Annotated in this window: 11 protein-coding genes; 2 read left to right on the top strand and 9 right to left on the bottom strand. The window is 66.0% G+C overall.

What is annotated here, in order from left to right:
* On the bottom strand, positions 1-751 hold a 751-nt coding region (locus tag AC1DGW_RS08305; protein ID WP_478021464.1), incomplete at its 3' end, for an MCP four helix bundle domain-containing protein.
* A gap of 542 nt (positions 752-1,293) precedes the next feature.
* Here AC1DGW_RS08305 and AC1DGW_RS08300 point away from each other — a divergent pair.
* Positions 1,294-2,082 carry a helix-turn-helix transcriptional regulator gene (locus AC1DGW_RS08300; RefSeq protein WP_478021461.1) on the top strand — a complete coding sequence of 263 codons (789 nt, stop codon included), beginning with the start codon at positions 1,294-1,296 and terminating at the stop codon, positions 2,080-2,082.
* A 151-nt stretch (positions 2,083-2,233) separates the two neighbouring features.
* Here AC1DGW_RS08300 and AC1DGW_RS08295 read toward each other — a convergent pair whose 3' ends face one another.
* The gene (locus tag AC1DGW_RS08295) at positions 2,234-3,283 is read right to left on the bottom strand and encodes a YncE family protein (RefSeq protein WP_478021458.1); all 1,050 of its coding nucleotides are present in this window, start codon (positions 3,281-3,283) and stop codon (positions 2,234-2,236) included.
* A 199-nt stretch (positions 3,284-3,482) separates the two neighbouring features.
* Between AC1DGW_RS08295 and AC1DGW_RS08290 the strand changes: the two genes are divergently transcribed.
* Positions 3,483-4,532: a PstS family phosphate ABC transporter substrate-binding protein gene (locus AC1DGW_RS08290; RefSeq protein WP_478021456.1), complete on the top strand. Its 1,050-nt coding sequence runs from the start codon at positions 3,483-3,485 to the stop codon at positions 4,530-4,532.
* A 103-nt stretch (positions 4,533-4,635) separates the two neighbouring features.
* Here the strand turns inward: AC1DGW_RS08290 and AC1DGW_RS08285 are convergent, their stop codons facing one another.
* From AC1DGW_RS08285 to AC1DGW_RS08255, 7 genes are all read right to left on the bottom strand, one after another.
* Positions 4,636-5,436 carry a hypothetical protein gene (locus tag AC1DGW_RS08285; protein WP_478021453.1) on the bottom strand — a complete coding sequence of 267 codons (801 nt, stop codon included), beginning with the start codon at positions 5,434-5,436 and terminating at the stop codon, positions 4,636-4,638.
* Positions 5,437-5,520: 84 nt separating this feature from the next.
* Complete coding sequence (locus AC1DGW_RS08280; protein WP_478021451.1) at positions 5,521-6,246, bottom strand: hypothetical protein; 726 nt, start codon at positions 6,244-6,246, stop codon at positions 5,521-5,523.
* Between the two features lie 145 nt (positions 6,247-6,391).
* Complete coding sequence (locus tag AC1DGW_RS08275; protein WP_478021449.1) at positions 6,392-7,543, bottom strand: PstS family phosphate ABC transporter substrate-binding protein; 1,152 nt, start codon at positions 7,541-7,543, stop codon at positions 6,392-6,394.
* 26 nt (positions 7,544-7,569) lie between these two features.
* The gene (locus tag AC1DGW_RS08270; protein WP_478021447.1) at positions 7,570-9,819 is read right to left on the bottom strand and encodes a TonB-dependent siderophore receptor; all 2,250 of its coding nucleotides are present in this window, start codon (positions 9,817-9,819) and stop codon (positions 7,570-7,572) included.
* Positions 9,820-9,940: 121 nt separating this feature from the next.
* Positions 9,941-11,446: a hypothetical protein gene (locus AC1DGW_RS08265; protein ID WP_478021445.1), complete on the bottom strand. Its 1,506-nt coding sequence runs from the start codon at positions 11,444-11,446 to the stop codon at positions 9,941-9,943.
* A 20-nt stretch (positions 11,447-11,466) separates the two neighbouring features.
* Positions 11,467-12,435 carry a YncE family protein gene (locus AC1DGW_RS08260; protein ID WP_478021442.1) on the bottom strand — a complete coding sequence of 323 codons (969 nt, stop codon included), beginning with the start codon at positions 12,433-12,435 and terminating at the stop codon, positions 11,467-11,469.
* A gap of 116 nt (positions 12,436-12,551) precedes the next feature.
* On the bottom strand, positions 12,552-14,792 hold the full coding sequence (locus AC1DGW_RS08255; RefSeq protein WP_478021506.1) for a TonB-dependent siderophore receptor: 2,241 nt from the start codon (positions 14,790-14,792) through the stop codon (positions 12,552-12,554).
* Positions 14,793-14,820 lie beyond the last annotated feature (28 nt).

The raw sequence follows: 14,820 nt of genomic DNA, 5'->3' as shown, positions 1-14,820 counted from the left end.
CGCGCAGCAGGTCGGCGACTTCATCCTTGCCGGACACGTCGATGCTGTTGTCCAGGCGTCCACCGGCGATGCCGTTGGCCACGCCCACCGCACTGGCCAGCGGGCGGGTCAGGCTGCGGGTGATCAGCAGGGCCAGCAGTACGCCGAGCACGATGCTCAGCAGGCCGATGCCGAGCGAGAGCTTGCTGGTCCAGCTCTCGGTGTCGTGGTATTCGTCGCTGCTCTTGCGGGTCAGCTCAACCTGATGCTTGAGCAGGTTGGCGATGCTTTCGTTCCACGCGACGGCGCGTGGTCGCAGCTTGCCGAGAAGGACCTGGATGGCCGCATCGAAGTCTCCCGCCTGCATGAAGTCGTCCAGTTCCTGCGTCGGTGCCATGGCGAGCTGGCGGGCCGCTTCAATCTCCGCGACCATCCGGTCTCCGGCCGCGTCGCGGGGGATCTTGATGTACTGGCCCCAGATTTCATCGTACTTGCGGGCGAGCTCCCGGGTCTGCGCCAGATCCTTGTCGAGACCGTCGCCGCGCTTGATCAGCATCAGCCGGCGATGCATCAACACCGCGTTGTTGGTGTCGAGCATCTCGTTCAACAGGCGCATCTTTACCATGTTGATGTCGGTCAGATACTTGAACTGGTCTGACTTGAGCTTGTTGCCGTACAAGGCGACAACCAGCATGGAAATGAGCAATAGCAACAGCGTGCCGAAGCCGACCGCCAATCGCGATCCAACTTTCAGATTCCTGATGGAAGACATTTCAAACCTTTTTTGGGGAGTCCTGGGCGGTGGTCGGAGGCTTGCATGCGACGCCTGCGGGCCGGAAGCGGATCACGCCCGCCTGGGTGAGCGCGGGTGTTCCGCAGAAAGCAATGGAGGGCTGGGGGACGATGCTAGGCGGCGATATGCAACTGCCCGCGATAAACCAACCCGGACGCTTCCCATATTGCACATGAGCGGCGCGCAGCATGGGGGAAGCGACGTCGGAAATCCGTAGTTGGAAGGCTGTTCATCGGTTGTGGCTTGGCTGGCGTCAGGGAGCCTTGAAATCAGGCGTATGACGAGAGGGTGGGGTGTCCCCGATGCCCTTCCTATCGGCCGATGAAGGGCTGGGTTGAGGTGTGGAAAGGATGGCGGGGAAATAAATATTCATCACCCCTACTGATTAGTCTTCTATTCGCAAATCACACAGTCTGGTTAGTTTGGGTGGGGGACGTGTCGGCTAGACGAAATGTGCCCACTGATCAGTAGGGGGAGGCTCCGGGCTGATATCCATTCGAACAACATCTTGCAAAGAGAAGATGCTCAATCAGGAACAGAAAGACGCAATACACACTCTATGGGACGAGTTGGCCGACTTTGGCGCAGACCGCGCCGAGGTGGCATGCAGGCATCTTCAAGGCAGGCTGTGCCATATGACGGGCGCCTTCAACTCGACCTGGGACGGAGCCGTCTGTCTCGGCACCAAGCCGGATTGCCTCGATCCTTTCGAGGGCTGGCGCATACCGGTCACGCAGCTGCTCCATCCCATCGATTCTCCCTCGAACACCGGTGCGTTCAAGGAGATCCAGGAGCTCTGGAATCGCGGCGTGGAAGCCGACCCCCATTTCATGCTGGCAATGCGGAACGTCGGGAGCTTCCGCGCCTACGGGTTACGCAGGGACATGCCTCCGGAATGGTTCGACAGCCCGTTCTATCGCAGCCATTTCGCGCGCTTCGGAATAATGGATTCCCTCTGGATCGGCTTTCCGATCAATGCGGACGCCGAATCGCACTTCGGCTTCCATTCCCATGCGCCGTTCAGCGACCGGGACGTGGCGCTGCTTTCCTATGCGCTGCGTGGAATCAAATGGTTCCACCGGCAGTTGATGATCATCCAGGGATCGCTGATAGCCAAATCATCACTGACGCCGACCGAACGCAAGGTGCTCAGGCTTCTGTTGACCAAAGCCTCGGAGAAGGAGATTTCCGAGCAACTGGGGCTGGCCGTCTCGACCACCCACCAGCATGTCGTTTCCCTGTTCCGGAAGTTCTCCGTCCGCAGCCGCGCCGGGTTGATGAGCCTGTGGCTCAGTGACTCTGGTCAATAGGCTTTTCGCCGGGATACCCCATCGAGGGTATCCCGGCAATCTGGACGGCGCCGGTCCGGCAGCAATGGCCGACAGGATCACCGATGGAGGAAAGTGATTGCCCCGCATTCATCTCCGGGGCAGGTAGGCCTGCGTTCAGGCCCAAGGCCTCTCACTGCGGCTTGTAACCCAGCACCACGAAACTGTCCGGATGGAAGGACGGCGCGGGCGCCTTGCCGTCCGCATCGGGGGCGCCGAAGGTCGCGTCCGCGGTCACCAGGTACACGCGGCCGTCGCGTTCGTCGACCTGCATCGTCCGCGCCTGTGGACGCGTCTGCACGTTGCCGAGCAGCCGGTAGCCGTCCGGGCCTTCCTGGCGGATCACGGTGAGGCTGGCGTCGCCGCCGTTGGAGGTGAGGATCAGGCCGCGCTTCTCATCGACCGCCATGCCGTCGATGCCTTTGCCGATAGGGATGCTCGCAAGCTGGCGGCCGGTGCGTGCATCGAGCGCGATGAAGCGCGGCGCATCGCCGCGGCAGCCGATCAGGATCCGGTCGTGGCTGGCCTGGTATTCGACCGCCACCACCTGCACGCAGTCGATCGGCCAACGCGCCTGCTCGGCGAGGGTGCGCGAGTCGAGCTTGAGCAGGAGGTTGTCGTAGCGCGCCGGCGCATAGAGCGCGCCCTTTCCGTCGGGGGCCGGGTCGTCCATCTTCTTGAACGGGAACACCGTCCTGCCCAGCGGCTTGCCGGTGGCGGCGTCGAGCGTGAACCAGGTCGATTCGGCCGGACGCGCACCCACCACGGCGTGGATGCGTCGGGTCGCCGGGTCGAACACCACGCCATTGAGGCCGCCGTCGTCGGCCAGCTTGATCCTGTCGATGACCTTCAGCGACTTCAGCTCGAAACTGAGCAGCGAGCCGTCGGTCATCGCGACGTAGCCGCGGTCGAACTGCGGCAGCAGGAGTGGACCATTGGCGCCGGCCGAGTTTTCGACCGTGGCCAGCACCTTGCGGGTATCGACGTCGAAGACCGTCAGCCCGTCCTTGCGGCGCGCCATGAACAGGCGCGAGCCATGCGGCTCCAGCCGGATGTAATCCCAGTCGGTGTCCGTGCTGGGAAGCAGGGTCGCGTTCTCGAGCTGGTACAGCGTGTCGCCGGCGGCGGCGGGAAACGCGGCGCCGGCAGCAAGCAGCAGGGCGAGGCTGGTACGCAGATGCATGGTCTATCCCCGGATGGATGTAGGACGATGATTGCGCCGCGTGGCTGACAAGCGGCTGTCATCGGCCGTAGGTACCCGCTCGCAGCCGCCCCGTCGTGGCGGGCAACCTGCGCAGGCCCGGCTTCGCCGTGGGTGTCAGCCTGCCGACAGAGCGCCTGCCTATCGTGGATGGTGGCCTTCCTTGCTCCGGATACCGCACATGACTCCGATATGCTTCATCGAACGGTCGCTCCCGGCCCACGCCCACCTCCATCGAAGGCTGCTGGCCTGCCTGCTGTTCACACTGGCCGCGGGCGGCGCTGCGGCGCATGGACTGGAGGCTGTTGCCCGCACTTCCGCGCTGCAGGTCCCGCCAGCAGCGGGATACCTGACGGCCGAGGGAAAGATCCGGGTCGTGGGCTACAACGACATGGATGAAATGCTGCCGGCGCTGGGTGCCGTGTTCGAGGCCCTGCACCCCGGCATCCGCTTCGAATGGGTGCTCAAGGGCACCCGTACCGCGCCGGAGCCGCTGCTGGACGGCACCTCCGCGTTCGCGCCGATGGGCGCGGAACTGGAGCCCGGCGACATCGATGCATGGCGCCGGGTGCAGGCGGTCGAACCCCTTGCGATAGCCCTCGCGCACGATTCGCTGACGCCCGGCGCGCTGTCGTCGCCGACGGGAATCCTCGTGCATGCCTCCAATCCGCTGCGGCGGATTCCCATCGCGGAACTGCGTCGGATCATGGCCGGAGGCGAAGGACAGCCGATCGAATGGCGCGAGCTTGGCATCGAAGGAGAGGCGGGCGCACACAGGATCCGCGTCGTCGGCCTGGCGCAGGACACGGCGATAGGCGCTTTGATGCTGCGTCGTCTGGGGATCGCACGGTACGCCGGGCATTTCGATGGATACCGCCAGTCGCGCGATGTCGCCGCCGCCGTCGTCGCGGACCCGCACGCGCTGGGCATCGCCAATCTGAACCACGTCGGGCCGGGGCTGCGCGCGCTCGCCATCGTCGACGACGAGGGCCGGGAAATCCGCGGCGATGTGGAAGGCATCCGTTCCGGTCTTTATCCCTTCGACCGCCACCTGCTCATCTACGCCCGCCGCGATCCGCAGGGACGGGTGGAACCGGTCGCACGCGCGTTTCTCTGCCTGGCACTGTCGCCACAGGGCCAGCACCTCATCGCTTCCGGCCGCCGCGGCTACCTGCCGCTCAATGCAGGCGAGGTCGAGGACGCGCAACGTGCGCTGGGCGGCTGCCCCTGATGCGGCGTCCGGCATGGATGCGGCAACGGCCAGACAAGGAAGCCCGGCACTGGCGTCCCAGTGCCGGGCTTCGGAGCGCATCGCTGGGGGAGGATGTGCCGGATTACGGTGCCGGCCTGGCGTAGGACTCGTTGAAGTCGCGGCGCATGGTCTTCTTCTCGACGTTCAGGCGCGCCCATTCCGGATACGGACCGGACAGCAGCAGCGCCTTGTACGGATCCTTGACCGATGCCTTGCGGTCGAACTCGGCCTGGTTGGCGTACTCGGTGACCAGGAAGGCGCGCGGGTTCTTCAGGTCGCCGCTGGCCTGGCGCTCCAGGTACATCGTGTAGCGGGTCATGATGCCGGAGTGGTACTGGTTGTCCATGTTCGGGTCGATGTAGTCCTCCGAGTACTCCTTGTAGGCCTGCGGCGACACGAAGGTTTCGTACTGGCTGACGACGTAGACCGACTGGTCCGGATTGTTCTTCCTGCTGACGCGCTCGGTCATGACATCGACGCGGCTGCTCAGCACGTCCGGACCGAGGTCGGCGGCCGGGCTGGCCTTCCACTGCTCGTAGGCCGTTTCACTGGGGAACTTCACGACCGCCAGTTCATCGAAACCCGAGCCATAGCCGGGTTTTTCCTCGAAGGCGTATTCCTTCACCACGCGCACTTCCGAGGCGATGCCTTCGTCCTTCAGTGCGCGCAGCTTCTGCGCGAAATCGGCCGGTGCGGCCTTGCCCGGCGGCGCCCAGACGATGACGCTGGCCGGTTCCGCCGCGGCGGCCGTTGCGGCCGGCGGAGCGGCCGCCTGGGTGGATGCCGGTGCGGGGGTTTCCTGCTTGCCGCAGGCGACCAGCGCCATGCAGGCGAGCGCGATGCCGAATACCTGGGTGGTCCGGACTTTGGCTTGGTGCTTCATCTTCTTCTCCATTTGCAACGAGAGGTTCCGGCACTGCGCCATGCGGGCGAGGCCGGATTCCCGTCCCGAAGGACGGGAGCGGGGTCAGTGCGCCGGTACGGCCAGCGTCCAGCTCTGGGTGGTGCGCAGTTCTTCCTTCAGTGCGGACTGGCGCGCGTATTCCTTGTCCGCGCGGGCGATGTCCTCGCTGAGCTTGGCCTTGATCGGCTCGGCTTCCTGCTCGGTCTTCGCGTCGGTGTACTCGAGCACCAGCAGCGCGCGGCCGCCGGCGTTGCGTTCCAGGTACATCGCGTAGCGGGTGAGGATGCCGTGGTCGACCTGCGAATCCAGGTACCGGGTCAGGTAGCCGTCCACCCATGACTGCATCGCCTCGCGCGGCGAATTCAGGGTGTAGTAGCTGATCTTGTACATGGGCCTGGCGTTTGCCGGCGGCGCCTTGCCGCCCTGGGTCATCACGTCGGCGATGGACAGCTGCAGCGGCGCGGCCAGCGCGGTCGCATTGGCCTGCTGCCATGCGGTCATCTGCGCCTGGCCGCTGAAATGCAGGGTGGCCATCGAGCCGAAGCCGGAGGGCTTCTCGCGCTTGAGGCTGTCCACCCACACGACGTTGCCGGGGCCAAGCGCCTTGCGCCACGCCTCCACCTGGGTGGAAAGGGCGGCCGGGTGCGCGCTGCCCTCCGGCACCACCACCACCATGTCCGAGGCCACGCGGCCGGGACCGGCGAAGGCCGACGTGGCGCAGAGGGCCATCGCCGCCAGCAGCGGAACGCGGGTGAGGTTCTTTGCGAGATTCCTGTTCGAAACTTTCATTGGATCCACCTTGGAGAGTGAAGACACGTGATGAGGGCGGCGTGGCGGCAGCCGACGAGAACCACCGCCATGCCTTTTGGGGAGGAAGCGTTGCAGGAAGTGCACCGCGTGCATGGCGCATCACTCCATGCACGGGCTTGGCATCTCACTTCCGGTTGAGGATTTCCCGGCTCTGCCCGGCCTGGAACTCGCGCAGCGGCAGGAACACGCCCTGCTCGCGCACCACCTCCTGGCCTTCACGGCTCAGGATGAAGCGCAGGAACTCCTCCAGTTCCGGCGGCAAGGGCTTGCCCGGCTCCTTGTTGAGGTTGAAATAGACCAGCCGGCCCAGCGGATAACGCGCGGTGGCGACGTTCTCGTAGCTGGGCGACACCGCCTCGCTGCCGTTCTCGACCACCAGCGGCAGCATGCGCACCGGCGCATCGATGTAGGCCAGGCCGGAGTAACCCAGTGCGTAGCGGTCGGAGGCGACCTGCGTGGCCAGCGGGAACACCAGCTTCTCGTAGTGCAGGTCCTCGCGCCATTCGCCGCGCTTGCCGCCATGATCGAGGATGCGCTGGCGGATGAATTCCTCGAAACCGTTCCACGGCTTGATCGCATGCACGTGGATCGGCTTGTCGGCCCATTCGCCGGTCAGGCCGAGCTGACCCCAGGTGGTGATCGGCGTACCACCGCGATGGCGGGTGCTGGAGAAGATCGCGTCGATCTGCTCGTAGCTGAGCTGGCCGATGGGATTGTCCGGGTGCACGAAAAAGCCCATCGCATCCAGAAAACCATAGTGCCGGTAGCTGCCGCCGGCGATCGGGATGCTGGTCGGCGCATAACCGAAGCGCGCGTCGAACTCGCTCAGATCTTCGGGCTTGAGTTCGCGCGAGACGAACACGAAGTCGGCCGCGTCCTTGATCAGCTCCTTGGTGCCGAGGCTGCCGGCGAACGGTTGCTTGATGCTCAATTCCACCTTCGGGTGGTATTGGCGGAAGCGTTCGAACCAACGGCCAACCAGATCCACCAGCACGTCCGACGAGCCACCGCTGAAACTGCCGCGCAGCCTGGTCTTGGTCGGCACATAAGCCGGCAGCTGCGCGTCCAGCATTGGTTGCAACAGCTCCGGTTGCGGCAGCGTGCGACCACGCTGCTTGCCGGCTTCCTTTTCTTCCTCGCTCTGCGGCGCATTGGTTTTCAGCGGCGCTTCCAGCCACTGCACCGGGCCAGCCGGTACGTTCAATTTCACCGTCGTTGCCGCCGGGCCGGCCGCCTGCAACGTGCCGCATACGCCCAGCAGAATTGTGGCCAGCAATAGGGGCTTTGTTTTTTTCATCGAACTCACCACAGCGGAATCCTCACGGAGAAGGTGATGTTGCGGGGCATGCCGGGCACGACGCCGTTCTCGTTGGTCGTGGTGTTGACGCCTTCGAAGTAGTGCTTGTCGAATAGGTTGCCGACCTTCAGCGTCAGGTCGTAGCGGCCAGCCAGCCTGTAGTAGAAGGCCAGGTCGGCCACGGTGTAGGAGGGGAGCATCAGCACGCGTGGATCGGCCAGGCTGGGCAGGCTGCCTGGGGTCTCGCTGTTGTGGTTGACGCCGGCGCCGATGCCGAAGTCGTGCAGTGCCGAGCCTTCCGGGAAGTCGTAACGGGCCCAGAGGTGGCCGGAGTTCTTCGATGAATTGGTCAGCTGCGCGTCCACCAGGGGCGCGGTGCGGGCGCTGTAGGTTTCCGACACATAGGCGTCGGTGTAGGCCCAGCCGCCGATGAGCTGCAGGTTCCGGGTGACGGCGTAGTTCAGCTCGAGCTCGACGCCCTTTGAGCGCTCGGCGCCTACCTGCTGCGAACAGACGCCGGCGACCCCCGGGTTGCACGGCGCGGTGGCCAGCGAATTGCGTTTTTCGATGTCGAACAGTGCCAAGGTCGCGTTCAACCGGCCGCCGAGCAGTTCGGTCTTGGCGCCGATTTCGTACTGCCGGCCTTCCTGGGGAGCGAACGCATTGACGCTGCCGGCGGCGTTCTGGGCACCGGCTGCCTGCGGGATATAGGACGTCGAGTAGCTTGCGTAGAAGGTCCACTCCGGGGACGGCATGAACAGCAGGCCGGCGGTGGGCAGGAGCTTGCTTGCCGATGCCATGGATCGGGTCGGCGGTGCGGTCGGCGGCTGCTGCAGCTTGGCGTCCTGCTTCTCATGCGCATGGCGCAGGCCAAGATTGAGCTTCCAATGCTCGGCCAGGGTCATGAGGTCGGAAACATAGACGCCGGTGGAGGTATTGGTGGTGATCCGGCGGTTGAGGCTGCCCAGCGGCATGCTGCTCAACGGGGGCGCCACGCCATGGACCGGGTGATAGACGTTGATGTTGCACGGGTGGCTTGCCACGGCCGGGCAGTCGTAGAACTGGACGCGCTCGAAGTCCGACACGTCGGTGCCATAGGTCAGGCCAAGCAGCGCCTTGTGTTCGACCGGCCCGGTGCTGAAGGGCAGCGAGAAACTGCCGTCGAAATAGTCGTAATCGCGCCGGTTGGACTGCTGGCGGGCGCGCCGGCGCAGGGTCACGCCATCGGCAAGCACGCCCACGTTGTCATAGCCCTGCACGTACTCTTTGCCGCGCACGCTGCGGCCGGCCAGGCTCAGGCTTGCGCCGCTCTGGAAGTAGTGGCTGTAGGCCGCCGTGGCGGAGAAGCCGGTTTCCTCCGCGGTATCGCCGGGCTCCTGGTAGCGGGTGCGGATGTCGGCGATTCTGCTGGCGTCCTTGTCGGGCGCGACCAGGTACTGCGAGTCATAGGAATTCTTCTGGGTCCGGTACTCGAATGCCGTGCGCAGTTGCGAGGCATCGGACAGGTTCCAGAGCAGGCTGGGGGCAAGGTAGGTGCTCCGGTTCCATACGTCGCGACGGAAACCGTCGCCATCCGAGTGCTCGGCGATCACCCGGTACAGCACGCTCTCGTCCGCGGTCACCGGGCCGGTCATGTCCAGCCCCGCGCCGAAGCCGCTGGCGTCGCCAAAGCCGATGCCGGCGCCGTCATAGGTGGAACCTCGGACATAGAGCTGCCCGGCCGGCTTTGCCTGCGGCTTCTTGGTGATGATGTTGACGAAGCCGCCGGGTTGCCCGCTGCCGTACAGCACCGAGGCCGGGCCCTTCACGACTTCGATGCCCTCGGCGGCGAAGGTGGGGGGCGAGCCGAAACGGCCGGATACGCCGGGAAGGCCATCGACCATGATGGTGCTCTTGTCGGCATTGGTGCTCTTGAAGCCGCGGATGGAGATGTCGTAGCCGGTATTGCCGCCGCGCCGCACGCCGGTCATGTAGTTGTACAGGTCGGCGATGCTGGTGGTCTCGATCGCCTTCATGAAGTCGTCGCTGTAGGCCGCCACCGAATACGGCGTCTCCATGACCGTGAGGTCCTGCTTCATCGCGCTTCTGGCGCCCTGGGCGACGAACGTGGCCTGGACCTGGACCGCGTCCAGCATGGTTGCCGCATCCGCGTCCTTGCCCGCTGCAGTCTGTCCTTGGGCGCCATCCTGCGCCTGGGCGCCCTGTACCAGGCTCATCAGCACGGCAACGGCAAGCAGGTTCTGTTTCATGGTCATGATCTCCCCTCCCAAGGTGATCGGGCAGGTACGTCGAATCGCGGATGGATGGGCGCCGCCATGTGGTCCGGCGGCGCCCGTGTCCCGTACCGCCGCCGGCCTTGCGGGGCGGCGGCCGGGGTCAAGGAGCGGTCAGCAGCCAGGCCAATGCGGCGCCATAGACGCGCTGGCCGTCGTCGGTCAGGTCGGGGAAGCGCGGCGCATCCAGCGGGAACAGCACGCGGCGTGCCGGCGCTACCGCATCGTTGGCCATCGTCGCGCCCTTCTCGAAGGCGAACATCGTCGCGTGCTCGGGCTGGTTGGGGATGGTGGCGATCACCTGCGCGCCGGCCGGCGGACGCGACCAGGCCAGTACGCCCGGCGTCGTATAGAGCTTGAACTGACCGGCCGGCATGCCGGCGGCGATCGGATGGTAGGCGCGCACCACGCTCACATAGTTCTCCGGCGGGTACAGGCTTTCCTTGTGGTCGTTGACGCCGTAATCGGTGTTGCGGCGGCGACTCACCATGCCCAGCGCGTCCACCGCCTTGGCCTCCAGCAGCATCACCGGAATCTTCACGTCCGCGTACTTGATGCCCAGCTTGTACTTGTTGGTGCTGGCCGAGACGATCACCAGGTCCATGCCCTGCGCGCGGCTGTCCGGTTCCATGTGGTCGGCGGTGTGCACCTCGAAGCCCAGCGACTTCAGCCAGGCCAGCTGCGCCTGGTCAGAAGCCTCGTTCTCCGGCCACGGCAGGTCGTAGCGGCGCACGAACAACACCTTCTTGCCCTTGGCCAGATTGGCCAGCGTGGCGCGCTGCTGCGCTGGCGATGCCGAGGCCGGCGCCTGCGGCGCGCTGACCGCCCAGCGCAGGGCGGCGTCGAACAGTCGGCGCCCGCCGAACCAGGCGAACTCCTTGGGGTCCTGCGCGGCCGGGCCCTGCGCGTCGGACAGGATCGACCAGCTGTTGTTGCCCAGGAACAGACCGACGCGGCGGGCCGGGGCGACCGCTTCGCCCACCATCAGCGCATTGCGTTCATAGGAGAACACCGCCGCCTGGTCGAGTTCGCCGCCGAACACCACGGCGATGTCGGCGCCGCGGCTCGGCTTGCCCCAGCTCGGGTCGGTGACGCCGCCGCTGAACAGCAGCGGTGCGAACATCCCGTGCGGAATGCGCGCCGCGCGCAGGATCGGATTGGTCGAGCTGGTGGCATGCGCGTAGTAGTCGGCATGGTTCTCGTTGTGGAACGGCTTTTCGCGCACCACCGAGAAGTCTTCGTGCAGCTTGTCGCCGGTCATGCCCAGCAGCGGGAAGCTGTAGGCGCTCCAGGTGACGATGGGCGTGCGCAGGTCGCGGTAGCGGTTGCCCAGCTCGCGGGCGTTGACCGTGGAGGAGATCAGCACCAGGTCCTTGCCGTTGGCGGCGGTGACCGGATCGGTGGCCGATGCGGTGGTCACCTGTGCGCCGAGCGTGCCCAGGTAGTCGCGGATCAGCGGGTCGTCGTTGGGCGCGTCCTTGGCGGTCTTGCCGATGACGAACAGGATCTGTTTGCCCTTCAGGGCGTCGTCGCGGACCTCCTGCGCAAGTGCGGGTGCAGTGACGAGGAACGCGGTGACGAGAGTGATGCGGTGCAGATTCTTCAACATGATGGTTTCCCCGTATGCCGTCACTTGCCGATGACCAGGACGCCGTTGGCGCCGGTGACGAATGCCCGCCCGCTCTTGCCGTCGAACGCGGCGGCGCTGCCGCCGCCGATGCCGGCCTTGCTGGCCTCCAGCGACGGGGTGAGCTTGGCGTTCTGGACCACGTCCAGGGTGCCGTCGGCATTGGGCATGAACAGCCGCACCAGCCGCGCCGGCGCGTACTGGATGGCGACGCCGGCCGCGCCCTTGCCACCGGTCTCGACCACGCCGAGCATCTGGCCCGGATCGGGATCGACCACGATCATCTTGCCGTTGCCGGTGGAGACGTAGATGCGGCGTTCCTTGATGTCGTTGGCCATCGCGGTGGGCGCCTTGCCCGGCCATACCGAGATGGCGCCCAGCGGCGAGAGCTTCGCGGTATCGACGACGTGCAGCACGTCATTCGCCTCATCGGCGACGAACAGGTTGCCGCGGCCATCGGCCGAGGCGCCGCGCAGGCGCCCGCCCAGTTTCAGGCTGCCGCGGCTGGCGCCGTTCTTCGCATCCAGGACCGCCAGCTGGCCGTTGCCGGCATTGGAGACATAGACCACGCCGCGCGCCGGGTCGTACTCCAGTTCGCGCGGTTCGCTGCCGCCGGAGCGGACGGTCTGCAGCACCGCCAGACTCTGCAGGTCGAACACCAGCACGTTGCCGCCGTCGGCGCTGCTGGCATAGCCGCGCCCGAGGTCGAGTGCGAGTGCGATGCCGCCGACCGCGCCGTTCACGGCGATCGTGCCCTTGCGCTCGCCGCTGTCGATGTCGAACACATCCACGCCGCCCTGGCGGCCCGCGTACAGCCGGCGTCCGGCTTCATCCACCTTCAAGGCCTGCGCCGGCGATGCCGCGGCACCGGACAGCGTGCCCAGCACCTTGTATTCCTGCGCCGGCGCGGTGACCGGCATCAGCACCGTCGCCAGCAACAGCGAGCCAAGAACTCCCGTGATCGCTTTCATTCTCTTCCCCGTGTTTTCGATGGGCGTGCCGCCGGCACGCGATGCCGTTGCTTCCTGCCGCAGCAGCGGGAACGCCGCTGGCCGGCACGACGATGGCCATTGCTCTCCGTTCCCCGTCACCACAGCGGGATCCTCACGGAGAAGGTGATGTTGCGCGGCGTGCCCGGCACCACGCCGTTCTCGTTGAACGTTGAGTTCACGCCTTCGTAGTAGCGCTTGTCGAAGACGTTGCCGAACTTCAGGGTCAGGTCGTAGCGGTCGTGCAGCCTGTAGTAGAGCGCCAGGTCGGCCACGGTGTAGGACGGCAGCATCAGCACGCGCGGGTCGGCCAGGGTCGGCAGGCTGCCGGCCACCGCGCTGCTGTAGCTGGCGCCGGCGCCGATGCCGAGGTTGCGCAGCGCGCCTTCCGGGAAGTCGTAGCGCACCCAGAGGTTGGCCGACTTCAGCGCCGAGTTGGTCAGCTGCGCGCCAACCAGCGGCGCGGTCCTGGCGGCATAGGTCTTCGATACATAGGCGTCGGTATAGGCGATACCGCCGATCACCTGCAGGTTGTCGGTGGCCTGGAAGTTGACCTCCAGCTCCGCGCCCTTCGAACGCTCGGCGCCGACCTGCTGCGAGCAGGTGCCGCCGACGCCGGCGTTGCACGCGATCGACGCCAGGGTGTTGCTCTTCTCGATGTCGAACAGCGCCAGCGTCGCGGTCAGGCGGTTGTCCAGCAGCTCGGTCTTGGCGCCGACCTCATACTGCCGGCCTTCCTGTGGATCGAACGGATTGGCGTGTCCCGCCGCATCCTGCACGCCGGCTGCCTGCGGAACGTAGGACGTCGCGTAGCTGGCATACAGGGTCCAGGCCGGGGTCGGATGGAACAGCAGGCCCACCGTCGGCAGTACCGCCGACGTCGACGTCGAGTTGACGGTCAGCGGCGGCGTCTTGCGCTCCTCAGCGCGCTGCCGTTCGCGGGCGTAGCGCAGGCCGAGGTTGACCTTCCAGCGCTCGGTCAGGCTCACCAGGTCCGAGACATAGACGCCGGTGGAGGTATTGCGGGTATAGCGGCGGTTGACAGGTCCGGTCGGGTAGCTGGACAGCGGCGGCGTAACCCCGAACACCGGATGGTAGACATTGACGTTGCACGGATGGCTGGCCACCGCCGGGCAGTCGTAGAACTGGATGCGCTCGAAGTCGGTGCTGTCCACGCCATGGGTCAGGCCGGCGATGAACTTGTGTTCCACCGTTCCGGTGCTGAACGGCAGGGCGTAGTTGCCGTCGAAGTAGTCGTAGTTGCGCTTGTTGGCCTGCTCGCGTGCGCGACGGCGCAGGGTGACGCCGTCGGCCAGCACGCTGACATTGTCGAAGCCGCGGGCATGGTCCTCGCCGCGCACGCTGCGCGTGGCCAGGTTGAGCGTGCCGCCGTTGTGGAAGTAATGCGACAGCGACAGCGTGCTCGACCACGCCTTCTCGTCGGCGACATCGCCGGGCTCCTGGTAGCGGGTACGGATGTCGGCGATCAACCGCGCATCCTTGAACGGCGCGACCAGCTGGTTGTTGTCGTAGGAATTGCGGCGGGTGCGGTACTCGAACGCCGCGTTCAGCACGGTCGCGTCGGTCGCGTGCCAGCTCAGGCTGGGCGCGATGTACTTGCCTTCGTCGAAGCTGCCGCGGCGGAAGCCGTCCTTGTCCGAATACTCGGCCACCACCCGGTACAGCCAGCGCTGCCCGGCATCCAGCGGCCCGGTGAAGTCCGCGCCGACGTTGTAGCCGTTGGCGTCGCCGGCATGCAGGCCGGCGCCCTCGAAGGTGTTGGTGCGGATGTCGAGCAGGGCCGCCGACTGCGCCTTTGGCTTCTTGGTGATGATGTTGACGAAGCCGCCGGGCTGCGCCGCGCCGTACAGGATCGAGGCGGGGCCCTTCACCACTTCGACGCCTTCGGCGGCGAAGGTCGGTGGCGAGCCGAAACGGCCGGCCACGCCGGGCATGCCGTCGACCATGATCGCGTTCTTGTCGGCCTGGGTGGTCTTGAAGCCGCGGATCGACACGTCATAGCCGCTGTTGCCGCCACGGCGCACGCCGGTCATGTAGTTGTACAGATCGGCGATGCTGGTGGTCTCGATCGCCTTCATGAAGGAATCGCCGTAGCCGGACACCGAATACGGTGTCTCCATCACGGTGAGTTCCTGCTTCATCGCGCTCTTCGCGCCCTGGGCGATGAACTTCGCATCCACCGTCACCGCATCGAGCGTGGTGGCGTCATGGCCCCCCGCATGCGTGGCGGGCGGTTCGCCCGATTGCGGCGCGACGGCCTCTTCGGCACCGGCGGCCTGCGCCAGTCCCAGCATGATGGCCATCGCCAACAGATTCATTCGATTCACGATTCCCCCTCCCAAGGCA

The sequence above is a fragment of the Stenotrophomonas sp. 05N423 genome (assembly GCF_056397145.1).
The sequence above is the reverse complement of the archived record's forward strand: the minus strand, read 5'-3'. Positions and strand labels throughout refer to the sequence as shown.

Coding starts and splice junctions, on each gene's coding strand:
- AC1DGW_RS08265 (WP_478021445.1), bottom strand. CDS start 11,446: ATGTTGAAGAATCTGCACCGCATCACTCTCGTCACCGCGTTCCTCGTC.
- AC1DGW_RS08285 (WP_478021453.1), bottom strand. CDS start 5,436: ATGAAGCACCAAGCCAAAGTCCGGACCACCCAGGTATTCGGCATCGCG.
- AC1DGW_RS08255 (WP_478021506.1), bottom strand. CDS start 14,792: ATGAATCTGTTGGCGATGGCCATCATGCTGGGACTGGCGCAGGCCGCC.
- AC1DGW_RS08260 (WP_478021442.1), bottom strand. CDS start 12,435: ATGAAAGCGATCACGGGAGTTCTTGGCTCGCTGTTGCTGGCGACGGTG.
- AC1DGW_RS08290 (WP_478021456.1), top strand. CDS start 3,483: ATGACTCCGATATGCTTCATCGAACGGTCGCTCCCGGCCCACGCCCAC.
- AC1DGW_RS08300 (WP_478021461.1), top strand. CDS start 1,294: ATGCTCAATCAGGAACAGAAAGACGCAATACACACTCTATGGGACGAG.
- AC1DGW_RS08295 (WP_478021458.1), bottom strand. CDS start 3,283: ATGCATCTGCGTACCAGCCTCGCCCTGCTGCTTGCTGCCGGCGCCGCG.
- AC1DGW_RS08270 (WP_478021447.1), bottom strand. CDS start 9,819: ATGACCATGAAACAGAACCTGCTTGCCGTTGCCGTGCTGATGAGCCTG.
- AC1DGW_RS08280 (WP_478021451.1), bottom strand. CDS start 6,246: ATGAAAGTTTCGAACAGGAATCTCGCAAAGAACCTCACCCGCGTTCCG.